The 25,168-nt window shown below is 38.7% G+C and carries 21 protein-coding genes; 17 read left to right on the top strand and 4 right to left on the bottom strand.

The window, feature by feature from the left end:
• The first annotated feature begins 149 nt into the window (after window positions 1–149).
• From ACIQZ6_RS07690 to ACIQZ6_RS07680, 3 genes are all read left to right on the top strand, one after another.
• Window positions 150–1,652, top strand: coding sequence for a M28 family peptidase (locus ACIQZ6_RS07690; RefSeq protein ID WP_395809804.1), 1,503 nt, complete (start codon window positions 150–152; stop codon window positions 1,650–1,652).
• 110 nt (window positions 1,653–1,762) lie between these two features.
• Window positions 1,763–3,151, top strand: coding sequence for a LutB/LldF family L-lactate oxidation iron-sulfur protein (locus ACIQZ6_RS07685; RefSeq protein WP_395809802.1), 1,389 nt, complete (start codon window positions 1,763–1,765; stop codon window positions 3,149–3,151).
• Window positions 3,152–3,585: 434 nt separating this feature from the next.
• Entirely contained in the window at window positions 3,586–3,774 is a 189-nt protein-coding gene (locus ACIQZ6_RS07680; RefSeq protein ID WP_395809800.1) for a hypothetical protein, read from the top strand.
• A gap of 524 nt (window positions 3,775–4,298) precedes the next feature.
• Here the strand turns inward: ACIQZ6_RS07680 and ACIQZ6_RS07675 are convergent.
• Together ACIQZ6_RS07675 and ACIQZ6_RS07670 are read right to left on the bottom strand one after the other, a co-directional pair.
• Entirely contained in the window at window positions 4,299–5,570 is a 1,272-nt protein-coding gene (locus tag ACIQZ6_RS07675; RefSeq protein ID WP_395809798.1) for an amidohydrolase family protein, read from the bottom strand.
• A 100-nt stretch (window positions 5,571–5,670) separates the two neighbouring features.
• A complete protein-coding gene (locus ACIQZ6_RS07670; RefSeq protein ID WP_395809796.1) occupies window positions 5,671–6,081 on the bottom strand; it encodes a BrxA/BrxB family bacilliredoxin in 411 nt (136 codons plus the stop codon).
• A gap of 350 nt (window positions 6,082–6,431) precedes the next feature.
• Here ACIQZ6_RS07670 and ahcY point away from each other — a divergent pair, with 350 nt between their 5' ends.
• The 10 genes from ahcY to ACIQZ6_RS07620 all read left to right on the top strand — a co-directional run bounded on the left by ahcY (window position 6,432) and on the right by ACIQZ6_RS07620 (window position 18,521).
• On the top strand, window positions 6,432–7,748 hold the full coding sequence (gene ahcY, locus ACIQZ6_RS07665; protein ID WP_395809794.1) for an adenosylhomocysteinase: 1,317 nt from the start codon (window positions 6,432–6,434) through the stop codon (window positions 7,746–7,748).
• 436 nt (window positions 7,749–8,184) lie between these two features.
• A complete protein-coding gene (locus ACIQZ6_RS07660; protein WP_395809792.1) occupies window positions 8,185–8,901 on the top strand; it encodes a pyridoxine 5'-phosphate synthase in 717 nt (238 codons plus the stop codon).
• A gap of 55 nt (window positions 8,902–8,956) precedes the next feature.
• A complete protein-coding gene (gene mnmH / locus ACIQZ6_RS07655) occupies window positions 8,957–10,009 on the top strand; it encodes a tRNA 2-selenouridine(34) synthase MnmH (RefSeq protein WP_395809790.1) in 1,053 nt (350 codons plus the stop codon).
• Window positions 10,010–10,069: 60 nt separating this feature from the next.
• Window positions 10,070–11,119 (top strand): selenide, water dikinase SelD, encoded by a 1,050-nt coding sequence (gene selD, locus ACIQZ6_RS07650; RefSeq protein ID WP_395809788.1) that lies wholly within the window; start codon window positions 10,070–10,072, stop codon window positions 11,117–11,119.
• A 79-nt stretch (window positions 11,120–11,198) separates the two neighbouring features.
• Window positions 11,199–11,768, top strand: coding sequence for a hypothetical protein (locus ACIQZ6_RS07645; RefSeq protein WP_395809786.1), 570 nt, complete (start codon window positions 11,199–11,201; stop codon window positions 11,766–11,768).
• Window positions 11,769–11,918: 150 nt separating this feature from the next.
• Window positions 11,919–14,801 carry an aminomethyl-transferring glycine dehydrogenase gene (gene gcvP, locus ACIQZ6_RS07640; protein WP_395809784.1) on the top strand — a complete coding sequence of 961 codons (2,883 nt, stop codon included), beginning with the start codon at window positions 11,919–11,921 and terminating at the stop codon, window positions 14,799–14,801.
• Window positions 14,802–14,995: 194 nt separating this feature from the next.
• Window positions 14,996–16,879: a DUF2779 domain-containing protein gene (locus tag ACIQZ6_RS07635; RefSeq protein WP_395809782.1), complete on the top strand. Its 1,884-nt coding sequence runs from the start codon at window positions 14,996–14,998 to the stop codon at window positions 16,877–16,879.
• A 323-nt stretch (window positions 16,880–17,202) separates the two neighbouring features.
• Window positions 17,203–17,856, top strand: coding sequence for a hypothetical protein (locus ACIQZ6_RS07630; RefSeq protein WP_395809780.1), 654 nt, complete (start codon window positions 17,203–17,205; stop codon window positions 17,854–17,856).
• 126 nt (window positions 17,857–17,982) lie between these two features.
• Window positions 17,983–18,135: a hypothetical protein gene (locus ACIQZ6_RS07625; protein WP_395809778.1), complete on the top strand. Its 153-nt coding sequence runs from the start codon at window positions 17,983–17,985 to the stop codon at window positions 18,133–18,135.
• 155 nt (window positions 18,136–18,290) lie between these two features.
• Window positions 18,291–18,521: a hypothetical protein gene (locus tag ACIQZ6_RS07620; protein WP_395809776.1), complete on the top strand. Its 231-nt coding sequence runs from the start codon at window positions 18,291–18,293 to the stop codon at window positions 18,519–18,521.
• An 8-nt stretch (window positions 18,522–18,529) separates the two neighbouring features.
• On the opposite strand, the gene ACIQZ6_RS07615 is transcribed toward ACIQZ6_RS07620, so the two are convergent.
• Window positions 18,530–18,745, bottom strand: a complete 216-nt coding sequence (locus tag ACIQZ6_RS07615) for a hypothetical protein (protein WP_395809774.1) — start codon at window positions 18,743–18,745, stop codon at window positions 18,530–18,532.
• A gap of 181 nt (window positions 18,746–18,926) precedes the next feature.
• Here ACIQZ6_RS07615 and ACIQZ6_RS07610 point away from each other — a divergent pair, with 181 nt between their 5' ends.
• Complete coding sequence (locus ACIQZ6_RS07610) at window positions 18,927–19,508, top strand: YceI family protein (protein WP_395809772.1); 582 nt, start codon at window positions 18,927–18,929, stop codon at window positions 19,506–19,508.
• Window positions 19,509–19,802: 294 nt separating this feature from the next.
• Here the strand turns inward: ACIQZ6_RS07610 and ACIQZ6_RS07605 are convergent, their stop codons facing one another.
• Complete coding sequence (locus ACIQZ6_RS07605) at window positions 19,803–20,567, bottom strand: MBL fold metallo-hydrolase (RefSeq protein ID WP_395809770.1); 765 nt, start codon at window positions 20,565–20,567, stop codon at window positions 19,803–19,805.
• Between the two features lie 56 nt (window positions 20,568–20,623).
• Here ACIQZ6_RS07605 and recJ point away from each other — a divergent pair, with 56 nt between their 5' ends.
• Genes recJ through ACIQZ6_RS07590 form a run of 3 tightly spaced genes read left to right on the top strand, consistent with a single transcriptional unit; the run spans window position 20,624 to window position 24,606 of the window.
• A complete protein-coding gene (gene recJ, locus ACIQZ6_RS07600; protein ID WP_395809768.1) occupies window positions 20,624–22,342 on the top strand; it encodes a single-stranded-DNA-specific exonuclease RecJ in 1,719 nt (572 codons plus the stop codon).
• Window positions 22,339–23,082 (top strand): LPS export ABC transporter ATP-binding protein, encoded by a 744-nt coding sequence (gene lptB, locus ACIQZ6_RS07595; RefSeq protein WP_395809766.1) that lies wholly within the window; start codon window positions 22,339–22,341, stop codon window positions 23,080–23,082. Before recJ ends, lptB begins: the two co-directional genes overlap by 4 nt.
• A gap of 15 nt (window positions 23,083–23,097) precedes the next feature.
• Window positions 23,098–24,606, top strand: a complete 1,509-nt coding sequence (locus ACIQZ6_RS07590) for a GH3 auxin-responsive promoter family protein (RefSeq protein ID WP_395809764.1) — start codon at window positions 23,098–23,100, stop codon at window positions 24,604–24,606.
• The last annotated feature ends 562 nt before the right edge of the window (window positions 24,607–25,168 follow it).

Below are 25,168 nucleotides of genomic sequence, written 5' to 3'. Positions count from 1 at the left end.
CTTGGTTAACCGCGACAAAAGGCCGGCTGTAGATGTAAAAAATGATATGCCAGCTACCCGATAAAATTTGCTGAACTCATTAAAAAAAATGCTTCTGGTTTAAGGAAGCATTTTTTTTGTGCCGGAATTTATTTTACTATCTTGAATGCATGATGAAAAAACAAGTGTTTTGGATCTTTTTTTTAGTCTGCATCGCATCTATTGCCTTTGCACAATATCCAAATGCTGAAAAGTATGCCCGAAATATCACTACAAAAATCACTAAAAAGCATTTAAGCATTCTGGCATCAGATAAATATGAAGGTAGAGAAACCGGTAAGCGCGGGGCTGAAATGGCAGCTGCTTATATTTCCAGGGAATTTGAAAAGCTGAAACTTCTTGCACCCGTAAATGGCTCCTATTTACAACAAGTTTCTTTAATTGAAACGTCCATGTTTGTCAATTCTTTTGAAGTCAATAAAAATGTATTGAACTCAGGAAAAGACTTTAAATTCAATGGCAGCGGAGATGCAAAAACAATACAAGCAACAGAACTTCTTTTCATTGCCAGCGCAACAGAACTAGAATTAAAACAATATGACCTATCTGGAAAGGTCGTTTTGATTATTGATTATGGGCAAACTAATGAAATTGTAAAGCGTTTAAGCTTTTTGAAAAGCAAGGAACCCGCATTAATACTAGTCATCAACTCTGAAAAAAACGATTCTTCGCTTTCGCATAATTCAGGAAGCAGCCTCCGAGTAAAAAATGGAAGCAGAGAGAGCTTTCCAATCAAGGCTTATAGTTCGCCGGTAATTCAAATCAATCCTGAAATCACAAATCTGATTTTCAAGAACTCGGGATTCAATTATGAAAAAGCTTCTTCAATACATACACCAATATTGATTCAGGCAGAACTCAAGCTCAGCTATGGGCCGGTATTAAAGGAAGTACGATCATCCAATGTATTGGGATATCTTGAAGGAACTGACTTGAAAGATGAGTTGCTGGTTTACTCAGCTCACTATGATCATATCGGTTTAAATCTAGATGGTGGCAAAGACAAGGTATTTAATGGAGCTGATGATGACGGTTCAGGAACTTCAGGCGTGCTTGCAATAGCTAGAGCTTTTGCAAAAGCTAAAGAAAAAGGGAATGGTCCGAGGCGGAGTATCCTTTTTATGATGTTCACTGGCGAAGAAAAGAATCTCTTAGGTTCAGAATATTATTCGTTGAACCCCGTATTTCCAATGGCCAATACCATTACCAATCTGAATATCGATATGATTGGCAGAACCGATTTTATTTATAGGAATACCCCAGATTCAACAAATTACCTTTATTTGGTGGGCACAGATAAACTGAGTACCGATTTGCACAAAATAAGTGATAAAGCCAATGCCACATATACCAAATTGAAGCTCGATTATAGGCATAATGCAAAGGATGATCCCACACAAATCTATTACTGGTCAGACCATTACAACTTTGCCAAAAATGGGGTTCCGGTTATATTTTATTATAACGGAAAACATGAAGACTACCATAAAGTAAGCGATGAGGTTAATAAGATCAACTTCAATCTGTTAAGCAAACGCGCGCAGCTAGCCTTTTTTACTGGTTGGGATTTGGTGAACCGCGATAAACGACCAGTTATGGATGTCAAAAAATGAATAATGGCTTTTACAGTGTATTTATCGATCTATTAAAGCTTAAAAATGAATGTAATGTAAAATTTATTCTATTTACAACCCTTTATCATCTAAATACCTAAATTAGCAAGATGAGCACCATAGCTTCCGATTTTCTAAAAACTTCTGATACCAAGGCTTTTGACAAGGATCACCGCCGTATCATTAATTATAATATTGGGAAATATGATGTAGCTGTTGAGCGCGGACTTTCAAAATTTGCAAACCTCGAAAATTCAAAACGCAAAGCTCATACAATCAAATGGAAAGTAATGGAAAATCTGGACAAGCTCCTTCCGGAGTTTGAATCAAATTTTCAGCGCAAAGGCGGTAAAATTATTTGGGCTAATGATGCTGCAGAAGCCAATAAAGAGATCCTGCAGATTATCAAAAAAGCAGGTGCAAAAACCGTAATCAAATCCAAATCAATGGCCACTGAAGAGATTCATCTGAATGAATTTCTTGAGGATAATCACATTGAAACGATTGAAAGTGACCTCGGCGAATATATTGTTCAACTACTTGGACAGAAGCCTTATCATATTGTTACTCCGGCCATGCACCTTAGTAAGGAAGATATTGCCAAACTTTTCAATGAACGATTTGGCACACCAATCGATGCAACGCCCGAACAATTAACCCTGAAAGCAAGAGAACTATTAAGAGAGAAATATACCTCTGCAGATGTAGGAATTAGCGGCGGTAATTTTTTGATTGCCGATAGCGGTAGCATTGCACTAACTGAAAATGAAGGAAATGCAAGGCTCACTACCACATTTCCTAAAATACATATTGCCATTGTTGGGATTGAGAAAGTTATTCCATCCATCAACGATTTGGATTTATTCTGGCCAATATTATCGACACATGGTACCGGTCAGAATTTAACGGTTTACAATACCATTCTAGGCGGACCAAGGCAGAGCAATGAAAGCGATGGCCCAGAAGAGATGTATGTGATTTTACTTGATAATGGCCGTACTAATCTACTTGCTGAAAAAGACCAACGCCAAGGTTTGTATTGTATTCGCTGTGGTGCCTGCTTAAATGCATGCCCGGTTTATAAGAATATTGGTGGTCATACCTACGAAACAACCTATAGCGGTCCAATAGGATCAATCATCACGCCCCATATGGCCGGGATGAAAGAATTTAAACATTTGAGTTATGCTTCCAGCTTATGTGGCAAATGCACAGAAGTTTGTCCGGTTAAAATTGATATCCATAAAATGCTTCTCCTGAACCGCAGAGATTCTGTTGAACAGGGATTGAGCCCACGGGTAGAAAGGCTGGGTTGGAAAGGCTGGAAAATGGGCATGATGAAGCGTAAAATGATGGATATGTTTGGAGGCAAATTCAAGAATCTATTATTGAAAAATTTCTTCAAAAAAAGTTGGGGTAATCATCGAGACCTTCCTCAAGTAGCTGAAAAATCATTCAGTAAGCAATGGCAAGAACAACAAGCAGGTGAAAAGCTTTAAATTCATAGCAGTAGCGTTTATTCGCTGTTTTTATTGTTTTTAAAAGCACTCATGGTCTCGTCGTACCGCCTCGGCATTGGTACTTTTTACCTATAGAAAAAGGTAAGGCCCCTGCGGCTATGAGCGGAATGAAATTATGAATGGTGGGCACCACCAAGCACTTTCCTATGCTTGATGATTCTCAACACTAAAATTAAAAACCACCCCCTTTGATTCCCCCGCCAGCGGTGGACACAGGGCGCCTAAGGAAAATTTGATTTTAACATTAAATTATATCCTCTTTTCGAAATCTTTTTATCCGATATGCTGTACCCCACGGCTATGAGCGGAATGAAATGATGAATGGTAGATAGCTAAATCCAGGAACAGGAAAACTCATATCAATCTTAAACAAATCGTCCATTCACTGAACCTCCGTTCACCTCTCTTCCGCATTGACTGGTGCGGCAATTACAAACCTAGCCCTCGCAGAACCTTTCATAGCAGCAGGCGCAGCGGTAGCATTTTGGTCCTTTTTTGCTACAGAAAAAGGACTAAGCCCCCGCGGCTATGAGCGGAATGAAATCATGAATGCTTGGTGGGTGCCACCAAGCATAAGAAAAGTTAATTATTGTCGTATTTGAAATTTTTTAAATCGCTATGCAGGTTTCATCCTGAACAAAGTGAAGGAACTTAGCTGCTACGAAAGCAAAATTATACTAAGAACTACGAAGGTCCCTCACCTGCTGAAGGGCAAGTTTCGGGATGACATTTGATTTTGATTGAAATTTATTTTTTTAAGCGTTGTGCAGGTGTCATCTCTACCTACCGTCTGACAGGCAATGCCGCGCAAGACGGTGAAGCACAATTATTTTTATCCGCCACGCTTGCACAGACCTTTAATAACCTCTCTTCCGCATTGACTGGTGCGGCAATTACAGTCTTAGCCCTCGCAGAACCTTTCATAGCAGCAGGCGCAGCGGTAGCATTTATTCGGTGTAGCTTATTGTTTTTTAAAGGCCCTCATGGTCTTGTCGTACCGTCTCGGCTTGGTCCTTTTCTGCTGCAGGAAAAGGTAAAGCCCCCGCGGCTATGAGCGGAATGAAGTTATAAAATGCTTGGTGGGTAACACCAAGCACAAGGAAAAATAATTAGAAAAGAAAAATTCCTACTGCTTATAAACCACTCCTTCTTTCATCACAAAGTTCATTGAACTCAACACTTTTATATCCTTTAGGGGGTCGCCATTTACGGCAATGATATCGGCTGATTTTCCTTTTTCAATTGAACCAATACGATCAGCAATGCCTAAAAGATCAGCTGCATTCATAGTTGCAGATTTGATCGCTTCCATGGCCGGCATTCCTACCTCTACCATATATTCAAATTCTTTATAGTTCTTGCCGTGTGCAAATACGCCAGCATCGGTACCAAAAGCAATTTTCACACCAGATTTATACGCTTTGGCAAAGGTGCTTTGAATTTTTGGGCCCGTTGCAATTGCTTTAGGAACTACCAAGGGAGGGTAATAACCTGGAATTTTAGCTGAATCAGCAACAGATTTCCCTGCAGTAATTGTGGGTACATAATAGGTACCATTTTCCTTCATCAAAGCGATAACCTCATCATCCATAAAAGTACCATGTTCAATAGAAGAAACGCCCGCCCGTATAGCCCTTTTCATTCCTTCAGCACCATGAGCATGTGCAGCCACGCGATAACCATAATCTTTGGCGGTACTGACCACTGCTTTTATCTCATCCTCTGTAAATTGTGCACCTGCACCATCTTTGGCATTACTTAAAACACCACCAGTTGCAGTTATTTTAATCACATCTGAACTTTCTTTATAACGCTGCCTAACAGCTTTTCTGGCTTCCTCCGGACTATTAACTACTCCTTCTTTGGCCTCGGGATCTCCCATCAATGACCTGCTGTATCCATTTGTGGGATCGGCATGCCCCCCGGTAGTGGCAATACTTTTTCCTGCAGCTAAAATCCGCGGGCCTTTAATATCTCCGGCATTGATGGCATTTCTAAGCGAAACTGCTATATGCCCTCCCAAATCTCTGACAGTTGTGAAACCAGCCATCAGCGTACGCTCAGAATATTTAACTGCCCTTAAAGCGTTATCATCATCATTAAGCGTAAAGTTTTCCATGTATTTATTCTTACTGGTCTCACTCGATAAATGAACATGCGAGTCAATGAATCCGGGCATTACGGTCTGATTTCTCAAATTAATGAGCTTATCACTTGCAGCGCCCAACTGATAGCCTTTTCTGACATCTATTATTTTATTCGATTCCAATACGATAGTCATCTCAGTCTGAACCGAGTTTGTTTTTCCGTCAATTAAGCGGCCGCATTGAATAAAAGTTTGCTGTGCAAGAACAGGAACAGCAAAAAAAGCTGAAAGAACAAAAGCAATATATTTCATACAGTAGTTTTTGGTTGCTCTAAACTATCCAAAAAAAGGTATAAAACAAAAAATCCGGCCATAGACCGGATTTTATTATCAATAAATAGTTTGATTTTGATTAACAGTATTGATCAAATGCCTGACTCAGGTTATCAGCAATCATTTGAGCCGGCCGCCCTTCAATCTGATGACGCTCAATCATATGCACTAATTTGCCATCCTTAAACAAGGCAATTGCAGGTGAAGATGGAGGGTAAGGCAGCATATGAGCTCTCGCTGTATCCACCGCTTCTTTTTCCATTCCTGCGAATACCGTAATAAATCTATCCGGGTGTTTTTCATTCTGTGTAGAGATCCTGGCAGCAGGACGGGCATTAGCAGCAGCGCAACCGCAAACTGAATTAACCATGACCAAAACTGTTCCATCTGATTTTATAGCCTGATCAACTTCTTCAGCTGTCCTCAGATCCTGAAATCCGGCATTGGTCAATTCCTGACGCATGGGTGCCACTAAATATTCTGGATACATATCTTATATTAAATTAATGAATTAAAAATTGAAATTAAGCAAAGTTAAGTATTTGAAGGTTATACAAGCTAAATCATCAGACTTTTGACGCTGGAATTACCAAAACATTGGCCACAATTCAATCAAAACAGAATATAGGCCGTCAAAAAAAGACTTATACCATTCCATTGTAATAAAATCAAATTACTGATTTAACCGCAGCAGACTTTGTCAATTTAGTCAAAAAAACTGTACTTTTGCGAAATGTTTTAAAAGCCGATACCTTTTGGGTAATACTTAGAAGAATTCCGGCTATTAAAAAAATAATTATTTATTTATCAATACGTTAACTCGTATTTAAAACACAAACTATGTCATCAGTAGAGACAAACTATGTGCCTTACAAAGTTAAGGACATCACATTAGCAGAATGGGGCCGTAAAGAAATCGGTCTTGCAGAAGCAGAAATGCCAGGATTAATGGCACTTCGCGAAGAATTCGGAGCTTCAAAACCACTTAAAGGTGCACGCATCGCAGGATGTTTACACATGACTATTCAAACAGCTGTTTTAATTGAAACACTTGTTGAATTAGGCGCTGAAGTTACCTGGTCATCATGTAACATTTTCTCAACTCAAGATCATGCTGCTGCTGCAATTGCTGCCGCAGGAATTCAGGTTTATGCTTGGAAAGGTCTTAATGAAGAAGAATTTGACTGGTGTATCGAACAAACATTACATTTCGGACCAGATCGTCAGCCATTAAACATGATTTTAGATGATGGTGGCGATCTAACAAATATGGTATTCGACAGATTCCCTGCGCTAATTGCAGCAATCAAAGGTCTTTCTGAAGAAACAACTACCGGAGTTCACCGCTTATATGAGCGCATGAAGAACGGAACATTGCACTTACCTGCAATTAACGTGAACGACTCTGTAACAAAATCTAAATTTGATAACAAATACGGTTGTCGCGAATCATTAGTAGATGCGATCCGTCGTGCAACTGATGTGATGATGGCTGGTAAAGTAGCGGTTGTTTGTGGTTATGGAGATGTGGGTAAAGGTTCTGCAATTTCTTTAAGCTCACAAGGCGTTCGTGTTATTGTAACTGAAATTGACCCAATCTGTGCTTTACAGGCTGCAATGGAAGGTTATGAAGTAAAGAAATTAGCTACAGCAATTAAAGAAGCAGATATCGTAGTAACTACTACTGGTAATTGTGACATTGTTCGTGGCGAACATTTCCTTGCTCTAAAAGACAAAGCGATTGTTTGTAATATCGGCCACTTTGATAATGAGATCGATATGGCCTGGTTAAACGAAAAGTATGGTCATACAAAAGTTGAGATCAAACCACAGGTTGATAAATACACAATTAATGGTAAAGATGTAATCGTTCTGGCTGAAGGTCGCTTAGTGAATTTAGGATGTGCAACTGGTCACCCATCATTTGTCATGTCAAATTCATTCACCAATCAGACTTTAGCACAATTGGAACTTTGGACTAACTCTGCCAATTATGAAAACAAGGTTTACGTTCTTCCTAAATATCTGGATGAAAAAGTTGCCCGTTTACATCTTGCAAAGATCGGAGTTGAACTTGAAACTCTAGATCAGCATCAGGCAGATTATATTGGTGTTCCTGTTCAAGGTCCGTTTAAAGGTGACGCGTATAGGTATTAAGAAGGGTGTTGTCAGTTGTCTGTTATCAGTTGTCTGGCTAACGACAAATGAAGAGTGTTGTCAGTTGTCTGTTATCAGTTATCTGGCTAACGACAAATGAAGAGTGTTGTCAGTTGTCTGTTATCAGTTGTCTGGCTAACGACATCCAAAACTTATAACTTATAACTATTTAAAAAAAATGCTTACTTATGGGTAAGCATTTTTTTTGAAAAAACGGTTTGTATATTAGGCCTTGGTAATTCAATCATTAAAAATTAAATAGTTGCCCAACTTCATATAATTATAAAAGGAAATCTTGGTTTATTTAATACTTTACCTAACCATCAATCAAACTCCCGAAAACAAATAATATTAACATATACCAGACAACTGATAACAGACAACCGATAACTGATAACAGACAACTGATAACCGATAACTGACAACCGATACCCCCATGCCAAACCTCTCCATCAATATCAACAAAATAGCTACCCTTCGCAACTCTAGAGGCGGCAATAATCCAGATTTGGTAAAAGTTGCACTTGATGCAGAACGATTTGGTGCTGAAGGAATAACTGTGCACCCTCGCCCAGATGAAAGACATATTCGCTACCAAGATGTCTTTGACCTTAAAAAGGTGATTCAGACTGAATTTAATATTGAAGGCAATCCCAAAGAACAAAAATTTGTGGAGCTGGTTATGGCCAATACTCCTGCGCAAGTTACCCTTGTACCGGATGTTGAAGGACAACTAACCTCCAACCATGGCTGGGATACCATTAAACACCAATCCTATTTAAAAGATATTATCGCTGAATTTAAAGCAGCAGGAATCAGGGTCTCCATTTTTGTGGACCCTAGTGAAGAGATGGTTGAAGCAGCAAAAACTACAGGCACAGACCGTATTGAACTTTATACCGAGGCCTACGCTTCTGGATATCATCAAGATAAAGCCCGTGCTATAAAACCTTACATTGCGGCAGCAAAAATGGCTGATCAGCTTAACTTAGGCATCAATGCAGGTCATGACTTAGATCTCCATAATCTTCAGTATTTTTCTCAGAATATACCAAGTTTGCTGGAGGTTAGCATTGGGCATGCGCTGATTTGTGATTCACTTTATTTTGGCTTGGAAAATACCATTCAAATGTATTTGAGGCAGCTGAAATAGCTGATCATTCAATTTTTGCAGGTGCTCAATCTTCAAAATACTAATTTTATATAAAATGATTCAAACGCTGGACATTGTTAACTTCCTGGACATGGCTGAAACTACACCTGTGGTAGATGTTAGAACCCCCTTGGAATTTGAACATGCCAGTATTCCGGGTGCATTTAATCTTCCTATCTTTTCGAATCAGGAGCGGGTACAAGTTGGCACAACCTATAAACAGAAAGGCCGCGAAGAAGCTATTTTACTTGGTTTTGACTTTACTGGGCCCAAATGGTCAGGATTTATTCAACAGGCCTTGAAAATAGCACCCGATAAAAAAATCATGGTGCATTGCTGGCGTGGCGGCATGCGAAGTGGAGCCATGGCTTGGGCATTGAGCCTGTATGGTTTTGAAGTTTACTTGTTAGAAGGAGGCTATAAACGCTATCGGAATTGGGTGTTGGCTCAGTTCAAAGAAAAATATCCCATCCTGATTTTAGGTGGGATGACCGGATCAGCTAAAACTAAAACACTGGTAAAGCTAAAAGAACTTGGACAGCAAGTAATTGATCTAGAAAACCTTGCTCAACATCAGGGATCTTCGTATGGTTCAATGGGGTATTTGATACAACCTAGTCAGGAACATTTTGAAAACTTACTGGCATCACAACTCATAAAAACAGATAAAACAAAACCCCTATGGCTCGAAGATGAAAGCCTATCGATCGGGAAATGCTTTATCCCCAATCCAATTTTCAAACAGATGCGCGACTCTGTACTCCTAAAACTTGAAATACCCTTTCAGGAACGGGTCAACTTTCTGGTTCAAGAATATGGAAAACTCAATAAAGAATTCCTAATCGAAAGTACTACAAGAATTGGAAAAAGACTTGGCCCTGAACAAACACGTGATTCTATTGCTGCCATAAATGACGGCCAAATGGAAGTTTTTATCAGATTAGTGTTGGTTTACTATGATAAAACCTATGCCAACGGACAAGGGAAAAGAACTAAGGAAAGTGTTCACAACTTAGTTTGTAAAAGCACCAACGCCTTAGAAAACAGTACACTCCTTTTAAATCACATTCAATCAAAACAAATTAAAAAAGCAATGGTGCATACTTAAAATTTTAGTTTAGCATCTCAATTCTCATATCTCAATACTCATATCTCATATCTCACTTATATGAATCCCGCAGAAATAAAATTAACCCAATACTCACACGGTGCAGGCTGCGGATGCAAGATCAGTCCGGCAGTTCTTGATTTGATTCTTCACAGCTCCATAAAACATACCGCAGATCCATCGTTATTAGTTGGCAATAATACCCGTGATGATGCAGCGGTATTAGATCTGGGTAACGGAACCGCTTTAATTTCTACGACTGATTTTTTTATGCCTATTGTTGATGATGCGTATGATTTTGGCAGAATCGCCTCTGCAAATGCGATCAGTGATGTATATGCCATGGGAGGAAAACCGGTATTGGCCATTGCTATTCTAGGTTGGCCCATCGATAAATTATCGCCTGAAGTTGCACAAAAAGTGCTCGAAGGATCGAGGTCTATTTGCGCTGAAGCAGGAATTACCCTTGCTGGCGGACATAGCATTGATAGCCCTGAGCCTATTTTTGGACTCGCAGTAAACGGAATGGTAGCTATTCAGCACTTAAAACAAAACTCAACAGCCAGTGCAGGATGCAAACTTTATTTAACTAAAGCATTAGGTGTTGGTATTCTAACCACCGCACAGAAAAAAGGAATTCTAAAACCTGAGCATGCTGCAATTGCACCTAAGAGCATGTCGATGTTAAACAAGATTGGCGAAACACTGGGTAAACTCGACTATGTAAAGGCAATGACAGATGTAACCGGATTCGGATTATTAGGCCATTTATCTGAGATGTGTGAAGGAAGTAATCTAGAGGCAATCATAGAGTTTGACAAAGTTCCCAAAATAGCAGAAATCGACGAATACCTCAACCAAAACTCTGTTCCGGGAGGAACCAACAGGAATTGGGCAAGCTACGGGCATAAAGTAAAACCCATTTCAGAAAGGCAAAAACATATTCTGGCAGACCCTCAAACAAGCGGCGGACTTTTAGTCGCAATTCAGGAAGATAAATGCATTGAATTTGAACAGATCCTAAGAACCAATGGAATTCCCGAACAAAATATTGTTTGCTTTGGCACTTTATCAGCAAGAACCAGTGAAAAACTAATTGAGGTTATTTAATAAAATAGACAAAATAAAAATGCCAGTCTATATTCTATTAAAATTGGCATATTTTTGTTAAATCATAAATTTCAAAGCTATGAAAAGATCAATAATACTCGCGTTTATACTATTCAGCACCATTTTTATCAATGGATGTGGTAATGAAACAACGATCAATGAAAATGAAGCATCAGAAGTAATTGCCGAATTTCTCGAGTCTAATCCGGAGTTTAAAACAGCTTCCTTTAACTATGGTGAAATAAAGTTCAAGGGTGAAAAAGACCAAGAAGAGCTCAATAAATATGAAGCACTTGAAGAAAATGGGCTCATCAAAATGGATCTTATTGAAGGAAAAAAACGATTTTTTTCAAAAGACAGTATTTATATTTATCAAATCAGCCTAACAGAAAAATCCGCATCACTGGTTATTAGTCAGGGAAAAGATAAAGCAAAAGTTAAAACTGTGTTTTATGTTTTAGATGAAAGCAAACCGGTAAACTTTATAAAATCAAGCAGCAAAACCGCTAAAGCTACCGTTAGCTTAAAAAGAGAAGAAACTGATTTTTATTCTTTTGACAATAGCAAGGCATCCAACAGTGAATTCATTACAAAAACCTATAAACTAAAGCTTAAAAAAGAAGCGGGCTGGGTGGTTACAGGAGAATAACCGCAAGGTAACAATCATCTGTTTGTAATATTTTTTCACGAATTGCCAGCACTCGAAGTTTGGCCATATTTTTTCTAGTGAAAAGAATTCACGTTCAATAAAATATGGTGAAAATGATTATTTTTGAAAATCAAAACTCCCCTTATTTTAATGAAGTTAAATATAGATTATCAGGAAAAATTTGAGCAACGTCACATCGCTCCAAATGAGAAAGATGTTAACGAAATGCTTGAAGTTATTTGTGTGGATTCTATCGATGAATTGATCGAACAGACCGTACCGGCAAACATTCGGTTAAAAAAAGGATTAACCCTTCCAAAGGCAAAAAGTGAGTTTGATTACCTGAATGATCTGAAGCTTACTGCTTCAAAAAATAAAGTTTTTAAGAGCTACATCGGTCAGGGATATCACGATGTGATTGTTCCTGGCGTGATTCAACGTAACATTCTGGAAAATCCGGGATGGTATACCCAATACACTCCTTATCAGGCAGAAATAGCACAGGGGCGTTTGCAAGCCTTATTGAATTTCCAAACCATGGTGGTCGACCTTACCGGGATGGCCATTGCTAATGCATCTTTACTTGACGAGGGAACAGCAGCTGCCGAAGCCATGTTTATGCAGTATAGTCTGCGTAAAAATGAAGAAGCTAAAGTATTCTTTGTTTCTCAAGAAGTACTGGCTCAAACCATTGACATTTTAAAAACCCGTGCTGCTCCATATCAAATTGAGATACGCATCGGTGATCACCAAAGTGTTGAACTGGATGAAACCATGTTTGGAGCAATGCTTCAATATCCGGCAGGAAAAGGAGAAGTGTATAACTATTCTGATTTTGCTAAAAAGGCACAAGAAAAAGATATCAAACTCACAGTTGCTGCTGATATTATGTCTTTGGCACTTTTAAGTCCTCCGGGAGAATGGGGCGCCGATATTGTGGTAGGATCAACTCAGCGTTTTGGAATTCCAATGGGGTTTGGTGGTCCGCATGCTGCATTCTTTGCCACAAAAGACGAATACAAACGTTCGCTTCCTGGAAGAATTATTGGAGTTACCATTGACAGTGCTGGTAATTATGCACTTAGAATGGCTCTTCAAACACGTGAGCAGCATATTCGCAGAGATAAAGCAACCTCAAACATCTGTACAGCACAAGCCTTATTGGCAATTATGGCTAGTATGTATGCCATCTACCATGGCCCAAAAGGACTAAAACTGATTGCAGAACGGGTTCACGGACTTACCGTATTCCTGTCAAAAGCATTAGAAAGTTTAGGATACAAACAAGACAATCAATTTTTCTTTGATACACTAAAATTAGACCTGGGCGAACTCAAAAATTCGATCCATGCTGAAGCCATCAATAATGAGGTAAACCTGAACTATGAAGGTTCATTGGCAAGCATCACGCTCGATGAAACCACTTCAACAGAAGATGTATTAACGTTGATCCGATTTTTTGCAAAAGTAAAAGGTAAAAGCATGTATGATCTTGACCTTGATGGATTAAAATCTGATATCAGCTTGCAAATTCCATCTGAGCTGCAAAGAAAATCAAGCTATTTAACCCATCCAGTATTCAACTCGCATCATTCAGAACATGAGATGCTCCGATATATCAAATCATTGGAAGCAAAAGATCTATCGCTTTGTCATTCCATGATTGCTTTAGGTTCATGTACCATGAAACTGAATGCCACTACTGAAATGGTTCCAGTTACTTGGGCCGAATTCAGTAAGATACATCCATTTGCTCCTACCGATCAGGTGGGAGGATATATGCAGATTTTTGCTGAATTAAATGAATGGCTTAGCGAGATTACAGGCTTTGCAGCAATGAGTTTACAGCCCAATTCAGGAGCACAAGGCGAATATACTGGGCTGATGGTTATCCGTGCTTATCATCTAGACAGAGGCGACACGCAACGTAATGTGGCCTTAATTCCTTCTTCAGCACATGGCACTAACCCAGCTTCAGCTGCTATGGCAGGTATGAAGATTATCATTGTAAAATGTGATGAAAAAGGGAATATTGACCTTGCCGACTTAAAAGAAAAAGCTGCAGAACATGCACAAGATCTATCCTGTTTGATGGTTACTTACCCATCTACGCATGGAGTTTTTGAAGAATCAATCATTGAGATTTGCCAAATTATTCATCACTATGGCGGACAGGTTTATATGGATGGCGCGAATATGAATGCTCAGGTAGGATTAACTAGCCCAGCAACCATTGGAGCCGACGTTTGTCACTTAAACCTTCACAAAACATTCTGTATTCCTCATGGCGGGGGTGGTCCGGGAATGGGTCCAATTGGAGTTGCAAAACACCTGGTTCCATATTTACCAGGACATTCAATTATAGAAATTGGTAACAGTAAATCTATTTCGGCAGTTTCATCTGCACCTTGGGGCTCTGCATCCATATTGCTAATATCTCATGCTTATATTGCGATGATGGGTGGAGATGGATTAGCCAATGCAACAAAATTTGCGATCCTGAACGCCAATTATATTAAAGCCCGCTTAGAAAGCTCCTACCCGGTTTTATATTCAGGAAGCCAGGGCAGATGTGCACATGAGATGATCTTAGATTGTCGTGCATTCAAAAATTTTGGTATTGAGGTTACTGATATTGCCAAAAGGTTGATGGACTATGGCTTCCATGCTCCCACTGTTTCATTCCCAGTAGCTGGCACAGTAATGATTGAGCCCACAGAATCAGAACCAAAGCATGAATTGGATCGTTTTTGTGATGCCATGATCGCTATCCGTGCTGAAATTGAAGAAGTGGAAAATGGAACAATGGATAAAATCGACAACCCACTAAAAAATGCCCCACATACCTCATCTGTGGTAACAGCAAATGGCTGGTCACATCCTTATTCACGCCAGCAAGCTGCCTTCCCACTACCTTATGTTGCAGCATACAAATTCTGGCCTTCGGTTGGAAGAGTGAATGATACGCATGGCGACAGAACACTTATTTGTTCTTGCCCACCTGTAGAATCTTATGCTGAAGAAGCAGTATAAATTATTTATAAAATAAATTTCATTAACCTACCCTGCCCCAAAAAGGCAGGGTATTTTTTTTAGATAAATCTGGCGAAAATCAGTGCAAATACTCTTTCAACAAAAATTATATTAATAAAAAGATCAATAGGAAGAGCTATTGTAGGCTATTCACAATTATTTATTAAAATAGTACATTTAGGTAAATTTTTTATATGGTTTACCTATCCAAATCTGATTTTAAGATAGCACATACTTGTGCTACAAAGTTGTGGTATAAGAAGCACGGCTATCCAACAAGTAATGATGAAAATGAATACATGAAAATGTTGGCTGACGGTGGCTTTATGTTTGGAAAATTGGCCATGTTATTATTCCCTGAAGGAATTGAAGTAACAGGTACCATACCAGAAGCGATAGCAAGCACCAATCATTTACTAGCGATTCACGAAAATATTATATTGTTTGAGCCTGCTATTAGTATCAACAATCAATTGGTTCGTGTTGATATTCTCCAAAAAACAGGAAATGAAATTAAAGTCATTGAAGTAAAATCAAAGTCATTTGATTCAGGCAAAGTAAATGAAAAAAACTATTGGTTAAAGCCTGATATGAAACCATACATAGAGGATATAGCCTATCAAACTAAAGTTGTTCGTGAAAAATTTCCGAACGCATTCGTTACTAGTTATTTGATGATGCCTGATACATCTGCGACCTCTCAGTTTGATGATTTGATCAACAAATTTCAAATTATAAATATACCCGCAAACCCAAATTCAAGGTATAGAACTGTTGATGTACTATTTACTGGCGATGAACTATTACTACAAAACATTATCGAAGCATATCACAATGATAGCTTGTTTGTAAAATTGATTCCTGTTGATACACAAGTTAAGGAGGTAATGAATGAGGTTACCCATGCTGCAACTATTTTTATTGACTCTTTGATCAATGATATAAAAATAGAAACACCTCTATCATATAATTGCAAAAATTGTGAATATAAACCCCACAACGACAATCATCCCATTAGCGGATTTGATCAATGCTGGGGTGAATTGGCTAAGGTTGAACCGCATATATTAAGCATAGGGCAATTGGGCAACATTAATAAAAAGTCGCTAAATAATGAGAAAAAAGAAGCTGGAGCACTTGGCTGTATCGATGAGCTCATCCAAGATAAAAAAGTCTCTTTAAATGATATTCCACTTGAATTACTTGGCTCTACTAATGGCAAACCATTTTATAATGATCGGCCACTTTATCAACTGACGCAAAAGTCTGAATTAATATTAGCGGATTTGAAATCAGAAATGGCATTAGCTGAATATCCCTTACATTTCATAGACTTTGAAACTAACAACATGTGTATTCCGCTTCATGAAAATATGAGGCCTTATGAAAATGTGATGTTTCAATGGTCATGTCATACCATTACTCATTTAGGTGCAAAACCAATCCATACCGAATGGCTCAATACATCCGATCGATTTCCTAATATTCATTTTGCAAAAAGTTTGAAAAAACAATTGGCTCTAAAAGGCACATTTTTAACATGGAGCCCCTATGAAAATACCCAACTTAAAACCATATACAATTACCTAGTTGCTCTTGATAATCCTGAATATGATGAATTAAAAAACTGGTTAAACCAGGTGGTTAGTTTCGATACTGATGATTTTACCAAGCTTTTAGACATGCATGAACTTGCAAAAAAATATTATTTTCACCCAATTATGGGAGGCCGAACCAGTATAAAAGTTGCTTTACCGGCCGTTTTAAACGCCACAAAATCTAAGGTAATTGAAGCATGGCTTAGAGAAGAAGGTTTATATGGTAAAAACGAAAATGGGGAGATTATCAATCCATATAATTTATTACCTACTCCCGAAATTTCTGTTGGTGGCCAAAAGATAGTAGTTAAAGAAGGCGGTGGAGCGATGTCAGCTTATCGCGATATGCTTTATGGAATAAATAAAGACAATACTGAGGTTAAAGCACTTTATGAAGGGGCTTTAAAAAAATATTGCAAGCTTGATACATTGAGCATGGCTTGTATTTGGCAACATTGGCATGAAAGTACAAATGGATGAATGCCGAGAAAAATTTGATTTGATTTAATTTTCATTATTTAGCCACTCGTCGTCTATGCATATTAAAAATTCAATTTCATACTTCTATTTGACCTAAGTTTAACTAAAAATTTTATTGAATTGATTTAGGCATAAGACGTAATTTTTAAAAACGTAATTTTCATATTTTGAATCGAATAAGAATTTAATTAAATTTATTTCTTAATATATTTCATATTAACCGAACCAAATAAACTAGCATTTTGACTGAAGCTAAAGCTTCTGACCGTAATCAACTTTTATTTATCAAAAAATTACAATGACATAATTTATTATAGAATTTTATGAAAAACAAAACATTAATTACTGCGCTTGAGAATCTCGACCGCGATCTATCAGTTTCAATAAAAGCATATCTCCAAAATGGAGCAGTTGAAAAAGGTTATGGAAATGGCGAATTTAATGGCTTCTCTTTTAGCCAAGATTATAAAATAGAATGGAATGATGGATATCTTGAAGCTAGTGAATATGACGGAATTACTGTTGGTGATGTAATAGAAGTTCTACGAAAAAAAACACTTTCGAAAATTGGTAGTGAAGATTTTGAACTAGGTTTGGGACAATTAATGAATGGAAATACAGAATATGATACAAGTTGGGATGATGAAGAACCCGATGAATTACCTAGCGATAGTGAGTTATACTCTATAATGGATATTGACGGTGCGGAATACGTGTGGGTTGGCGCTAGTTCATTAGAGTTTGAAATAATAGACGATTCTGGAGAGATTGATGACACGTCATTTATTCTATCTATAGATGAAAGTGATGATAAAGATTCAGAATCTAATTCCGATTCAACAGATAATACTACTTTTGAAGCTGTTGATCTAGACGCAACCCTTAAAGAAATGGGATATGTCGATGATGATTCTGAACAAGAGGTTTATGTAAGAGGAATGCCTGCCAAAAAAGCGGCAAAAAAAATAAGACCTTAAAACTAAAAAAGCAGGTTAAAAATTCTTATCTAAACACCTCATCTAGTATTGATGAATAACTTCTTTTGGCTGTAATAATCCAGATACGGCGGCCAAAAGATAGTAGTTAAAGAAGGCGATGGAGCGATGTCAGCTTATCGCGATATGCTTTATGGAATAAATAAAGACAATGCTGAGGTTAAAGCACTTTATGAAGGGGCTTTAAAAAAATATTGCAAGCTTGATACATTGAGCATGGCTTGTATTTGGCAACATTGGCATGAAAGTACGAATGGATAATGGCTGGCAAGAATTTGATTTGATTATTCTAGTTTAAAATTATACTTTTTTTTGGGAAGCAAGCTTACACTGCCTTTCACTAATTCATTGTTAGCCTGGTATTTATTAATTTATAAATAAATTCTATATTTAAAAAAGGCTTTTTAAAAATAGAAATGAAGTTATCAGTTAGCGATTCAGATTTATTAGGATTAGTCCAAATCCTCAGATTTTATGGTAAAGATCTTTCTAAAACATGGAGTTATACTATAACTCATCTAATTAGAAAAATACATGATCAGGAACATTTTCCAGTTACCGAAATGGTAAAGAAAGAGCTAAATGAGCATATCCTTAATAAATATCAGAGGCCACATTTAGTTATGTTTAATGCAAACAAATTTTAATGCTACACTTAATCGTTATCGAAATATAAATTCCAAGACTCTCTGTCTAACGCTTTTTCAAATTCCTCTTTGTCTTGCCTTTCTGCCTCAGATAATCTATCCTTATTGAGTAATAGGTATTTATTCATTGTTTCCAAAGCCTGGCGTTCTACCTCATCATCCGACCAATCTTTATGAAGTTTTTTGAAATGCTTTTTAATTGTTTCTAGGTCTGGTGCGTTCATGGTAAATTTAGATTTGATTTTCTTATGATGCAGATAACCAAATATATATAAATCTTCAACTAAAAATTATTGCTGATTGCAAAAATTACTTATTGTCAAAAAGAGGTAATTTATCAGAGATCATACTAAATTTTGAAAGAACCCAGTTATCTTAGTCATCAAATAATCAATTAACTCTACAATGAAAAAAACTAGTACAACCCTAAGCCTAATTGCTTGCATGTTCTTCATGACGGCTTTTAATCCTATTAAGGATGATATTTATACCGTTGATGTTGAGCGTTCAACCATTGAATGGTCAGCTAAAAAAGTAGGTGGCGGCCATGCCGGAACAGTAAAAATTGCTGGTGGGAACCTGATTTATACTGGCAAAGCCTTGAAAAGTGGAAGCTTTCAAATGAACATGTCAAGTATCACATCTGATAATGCTCGCGTTACAACTCACTTAAAGTCTGATGATTTCTTCTCTACAGAAAAGAATCCTATGTCGAAATTTGAGATCACCAAAGTTACCAGTGCGGGTGCAGATCGAGTAAATATTACCGGAAACCTGAGCATTAAAGGCTTTACCCACCCAGTCACATTTCCGGCAACCGTAAAACAGCAAAAAGGCGTTTTAGTTGCAGTAGCAAGCGGCATCCGAGTTGACCGTACTAAATATGATATCAAATTCCGTTCAAAAACTTTCTTTGGCGACATCGGCGATAAAGCAATTGATGATGAATTTGAGCTGAGTATTAATTTAACGGCGAAGAAAGGGTAATCAGAGATCAAAAATCAAGAACATTTTGAATTTTTATTGAGATGTTGCTGATTTTTGATCTGTTATCTGTTATCTGTTGTCTGGCTAACGTACACTATCTGATAACAGATAACTGATAACCTCTTTTTTAGTATAGATTATAGAGTTTTGGGTATTGGGTATTGAGATAAATTAACTTCATTTCATAGCAGCACCTCAGACAACTGACAACCGAGAGCTATCGGGTGACAACCGATAACTGACAACAGATAACTGACAACAGATAACTGATAACTGACAACCGATAACCGATACCTACAAAATCCTAAACCCCTCATTTTCAAACCCTACCTTAGCAATTGCTTTGCTTTTTGCGTGATAGAATAGGCATTGCCAGTGCTCTTCAACTGCTCTGATACCGTATTCCTGTCTTAATTCCATAGATCTGCGGCCATCAAAGTCGTATTTGGCAATGAACTTTCGCAATAATTGTTCGGGTTCGGGAAGTATATCGGCACCAAAGAAAATAGTTTCATCATTTTCTTTAATCAGAAATACCTGATGATTTTCGCAATGTCCGCCGGTAAACTCATAGGATATCTCCTGATTAAACTGTCCGCTGCCTTCAATAAAATGCACCGAACCACTGCGTTGCATAAAATCAAATATCTCAGTTTTGTAAGAGCGTGATGGTTTACTGTATGCGGCTTCCCATTCACCACGCTGAATCACATACTCCGCATTCGGAAAAGTGAGCGATACTTGACTGCCGCTATCATTCACCATCCCACCGGCATGATCAAAATGTAAATGCGACATCAATACCAAAGTCACATCACGGGGATCATAGCCAGCACTGCGGATATTTTCATGGATCAACGGCTCACCCGACTTGCCCTTAAACCCAAGTCCGGTATCTAGAATAATCAGATCACTCTTCGTTTCAACAAGAAATGGCTGAACAAAAATAAAGAGTGAAGCAGGCCTATCTTTGGGATTATGAATGGCTGGATTGAACGGAATGAATGTCTTTGAGCTATCTACTGAATAAGATCCTTCATATAAGGCTAAAGCTTTCAACGTTCTTTGTTTATTAAAAGGTTAAATTCTATTTTTACAGATTAGAATTCAAAGATATGCAAAAAAAGTGGGTGGAACGTGAGCTTGAAAACCTTACTGCAATAGCAGAATTGCAGGAATCTCTGAAAATTGACCGTATTCTGGCAGAGCTGCTGGTTAAACGTGGGATCAACACCTATGAGCAGGCTCATCATTACTTCAGACCAACACTTGAGCAGCTTCATGACCCCTTTTTAATGAAGGATATGGATTTAGCCATTGACCGCATAGCGCAGGCTATACAATTGGCCGAAAAAATCCTCATTTATGGCGATTATGATGTAGATGGTACCACTGCGGTTGCACTTACCTATAGTTTTTTTCGAAAACACTATTCGGCCATTGATTTCTATATTCCTGATCGCTATCTTGAAGGATACGGTATATCCACACAGAGTATTGACTATGCTGCTGAGAACGGGTATACCTTGATCATCGCGCTCGATTGCGGAATAAAATCAAACGATAAGATTGACTATGCTATTGAAAAAGGCGTAGATTTTATCATCTGTGATCATCACCTTCCGGGAGATAGTTTACCGGCGGCCATTGCTGTTCTGGATCCCAAGCGAGCGGATTGTGAGTACCCCTACAAAGAATTATCAGGTTGCGGCATCGGGTTTAAACTCATACAGGCCTATGCCCAAAAGCATGATCTTCCCTTTAAGGAGGTGAGTACTTACCTTGACCTTGTTGCCTGTAGCATTGCATCCGACATTGTACCCATTACTGGCGAGAACAGAGTTTTGGCCTATCTGGGACTGCACAAACTGAATACTGATCCATGTAAAGGCTTAACCGCACTCATGAATCTATCCGGGAAAAAAGACGACCTCACCATCACGGATGTGGTCTTTACTATTGGCCCTAGAATTAATGCAGCCGGCAGAATTGACGATGCCAAGCATGCAGTAAACTTACTTATTGCCGATAGTGATGCCTTTGCATTTGAAAAAGGACAAATCATTAACATCAAAAATACCGAACGTAGAGAACACGACAGCCAGATTACTGAGCAGGCCTTAGCAATGATTGATTCCAATCCTGATCTGATTGCCATGAAAACTACTGTTTTATATAATCATGATTGGCATAAAGGCGTGATTGGCATTGTGGCTTCGCGCCTGACCGAAAAATATTACCGCCCAACCATTGTGTTGACCAACTCAAACGGATTTGCCGCTGGCTCTGCTCGGTCGGTGATCGGATTCGACCTGTATGAAGCATTGAGCGAATGTAGTGACCTGCTGGTACAGTTTGGAGGTCATAAATTCGCAGCAGGAATGACCATGAAAACGGAGAATATCCCGGCATTTCAGCAACGCTTTGAAGAGGTGGTATCTAGAACCATAACTGATGAACAACTGACTCAGTCAATCAGTATTGATGCCGAAATTACACTAAAACACATCGATGCTAAATTTTTCCGCATCCTAAAACAGTTCGAGCCCTTTGGTCCGCAAAACATGGCACCCGTTTTTCTAAGCAGAAATGTTTATACTTACGGAAATGCAACCCTGGTAGGAACCAATCATTTGAAAATGAATGTACACCAGAATGACCAGAACTATTATAATTGCATCGGATTTGACTTAGGAGAATTTCTTCCTATGATCAATTCTGGCGCACCATTTGATATTTGTTATACTATTGAAGAAAACATATGGAAAGAGAAACGAGCGATACAACTGAACATCAAGGGAATACGAGCGTCTCTTCCAATCCTAAACGAATGATACTCAGAGCAGAGAACCTCGTCAAAAAATATAAGCAGCGAACCGTTGTGAATAATGTGTCGTTCCATGTTTCGCAAGGAGAGATTGTTGGTTTACTAGGGCCAAATGGGGCAGGTAAAACAACCTCCTTTTACATGATTGTAGGGCTAATCAAGCCCAATGAAGGTCATGTTTATTTGGATGATCAGAACATTACCGAAGATGCCATGTACCGAAGAGCACAGAAAGGAATCGGCTATCTGGCGCAGGAGGCTTCAGTGTTCAGGAAATTAACGGTTGAAGACAATATCAAAGCGGTGCTTGAAATGTCGAAACTAAGCAAAGAGGAGCAAAAGCATAAACTCGAAGAGCTGATTGATGAATTCAGCTTGCATAAGGTTCGAAAAAATCGTGGCGACCTTTTATCGGGTGGTGAGCGACGCAGAACCGAGATCTCGAGAGCGCTTGCCGCAGATCCTAATTTCATTCTCTTAGATGAACCTTTTGCAGGAGTTGACCCCATTGCCGTTGAAGAGATTCAAAGTATTGTAGCCAAACTCAAACTGCGCAATATTGGTATCTTGATTACCGATCATAATGTGCAGGAAACCCTTTCCATAACAGATAGAGCCTACCTTTTGGCAGAAGGTAAGATCATGCTAACCGGCACTCCACAGGAGATTGCTAACAATGAAATGGCTAAAAAATTCTATCTTGGCCAGAACTTTGAACTACGAAAAAAGAAAATCCTGACCCGCTAATACAGCCTATAAAAAATGACACTAGTAAATTCCATTTTTACCTGGATTATGAAAAAGCGGATGCACCAAATCGAGCTTTTCATAAAATATCCACATGATGTTCAGGATGAGTGGTTCCAGAATTTAATAGCTACCGCACAACATACGGAATGGGGAAAAATACATGGGTATGAATCGATCTTTAACCAAGAACAGTTCAAAGAACGGGTTCCGATCCAGACCTATGACAGCCTTAAGCCCTACATAGAAAAAATGCTGAGTGGCGAGCAAAATATACTCTGGCCTTCAGAAATAAAATGGTTCGCCAAATCATCGGGTACCACCAACGATCGAAGTAAATTTATTCCGGTAAGTGAAGAATCACTAGAGGAATGCCATTTTAAAGGCGGCAAAGACCTGCTTTCAATGTATTGCAATAACCGCCCAGACACCCGAATATTTACCGGAAAATGCCTAGTTCTGGGTGGTAGTCATCAAATTAATCAGCTAAATGCTGATTCCTGCTTTGGCGACCTTTCGGCCGTGCTGATTAAGAACTTGCCATTCTGGGCCGAGTTTTACCGTACTCCGGATATGTCAATTGCTTTAATGGATAACTTCGAAGAAAAGGTCGAGAAAATGGCCCAGGCTACCATCGATGTGAATGTCACCAATATTTCGGGAGTTCCTACCTGGAACATCGTACTTGCCAAACGAATTTTGGAAATTACGGGCAAAGACAACCTGCTTGAAGTATGGCCAAACTTGGAATTTTATTTCCATGGGGCCGTTAACTTTAACCCTTACCGGGAACAGTTTAAAAAGCTGATCCCTTCTGATAATATGTATTATCTGGAAACGTATAATGCTTCAGAAGGATTTTTTGGAATTCAGGATCAGTCGGACTCTGAAGAAATGCTGCTGATGCTCGATTATGGCATTTACTATGAGTTCCTTCCTATGGAAGACCTGCATAAAGAAAATCCTAAAACATTGCGACTTGACCAGGTAGAGCTCCATAAAAACTATGCGCTTATCATCTCAACTAATGCCGGTCTATGGCGCTACATGATTGGCGATACCATAAAGTTCACTTCACTATCGCCACACCGCATACAGATCACTGGCCGCACCAAACATTTTATCAATGCATTTGGCGAAGAACTGATCATTGATAATGCAGAAAAAGGACTTAGCAAAGCATGCAAGGAGACAGGGGCAATCATCCGCGATTATACTGCGTGTCCAATTTATTTCAAAGGCAATGAAGCCGGAGGCCATGAATGGATCATTGAGTTTGAAAAAAAACCAGATAACCTTGAGCGCTTCACCGATCTGATGGATCAAACCCTGCGCGAAATCAACTCAGATTATGACGCCAAACGTTTTAAAGATATGGCCCTTGGCCGCCCACTAGTTCACCTGGCCCCCGATGGCACCTTCTATGAATGGATGAAAGGCCGCGGTAAATTGGGTGGTCAGCATAAAGTACCGCGCCTAGCAAATGACAGGGCGTATGTGGATGAGATATTGAAGATGTTGTAAGGAGTCTGTTATCTGTTGTCTGTTGTCTGTTGTCTGTTGTCTGTTGTCTGTTGTCTGTTGTCTGGCTAACGTACACAAATTGTTAAAAGGTAACTGTTAAAATAAATCAAATGTCATCCCGAACCCTGCCCTTTAACAGGTGAGGGACCTTCGTGAAAACCAATAAAAATTTGCTTTAATAAAACTAAGTTCCTTCACTCCGTTCAGGATGACAGGTGCATAGCGCCTAAAAAAATAAATTCCAAATTTAAATCCAATGTCATCCCGAACCCTGCCCTTTAGCAGGTGAAAGACCTTTGTGAAAACGAATAAAAATTTGCTTTAATAAAACTAAGTTCCTTAACTCCGTTCAGGATGACAGGTGCATAGCGCCTAAAAAAATAAATTCCAAATTTAAATCCAATGTCATCCCGAACCCTGCCCTTTAGCAGGTGAGAGACCTTCGTGAAAACGAATAAAAATTTGCTTTGATAAAACTAAGTTCCTTCACTCCGTTCAGGATGACAGGTGCATAGCGCCTAAAAAAGTAATGTACTAAATAAAATCAGAACTCATCCCTCCA

The organism is Daejeonella sp., assembly GCF_044348475.1.
In the GTDB taxonomy this organism is placed as follows: domain Bacteria; phylum Bacteroidota; class Bacteroidia; order Sphingobacteriales; family Sphingobacteriaceae; genus Daejeonella.
Note: the sequence above shows the minus strand (reverse complement) of the source record. Positions and strands in the feature narration are given on the sequence as shown.